At 72.3% G+C, this 502-nt stretch carries 1 protein-coding gene; it reads left to right on the top strand.

Annotation, left to right across the window (positions count from 1 at the left end; all coding sequences use genetic code 11):
- Positions 1-502 (top strand): AMP-binding protein (locus B2869_RS17820; RefSeq protein WP_292769459.1); only part of this gene is annotated, 502 nt, incomplete at both ends.

Here is a 502-nt window from a genome sequence, read left to right as displayed (position 1 = left end):
TCGACCGGCACGCCGAAGGGCGTCGGTGTCAGCCGCGGGTCGCTCTCCTTCTTCCTCGCGCACCATGCCGAGACCCTCTTCCGGCCGGTCGCGGCGCGGGCCGGGCGGCGGCTCCGGGCGGCGCACACGGCATCCTTCGCCTTCGACTCCTCGTGGGAGCAGCTGCTGTGGCTCCTGCTCGGCCACGAGCTCATCGTGTTCGACGAGGACGACCGTCGTGACGCGCGCGAGATCGTCGAGGCCGTGGATCGCCTGAACATCGACACCCTCGATGTGACTCCGACGTTCGCCTCCGCCCTCGTGGATGCCGGTCTGCTGGAGACCGCGCACACGCCGGCGCTCCTGCTCATCGGCGGAGAGGCCGCATCGACCGAGCTGTGGCGACGACTGGCCGCCGCACCCCTCGCCGCCTACAACTTCTACGGCCCGACCGAGGCCACGGTCGACGCGCTCGGCGCCGTCGTGGAAGGCCTCGAGCCGCGCATCGGCCGGGCGCTCGCGG

Origin of the sequence: Microbacterium sp. UBA3486, assembly GCF_002377845.1 — a bacterium.
Classification (GTDB): Bacteria; Actinomycetota; Actinomycetes; order Actinomycetales; family Microbacteriaceae; genus Microbacterium; species Microbacterium maritypicum_A.
Note: the sequence above shows the minus strand (reverse complement) of the source record. Positions and strands in the feature narration are given on the sequence as shown.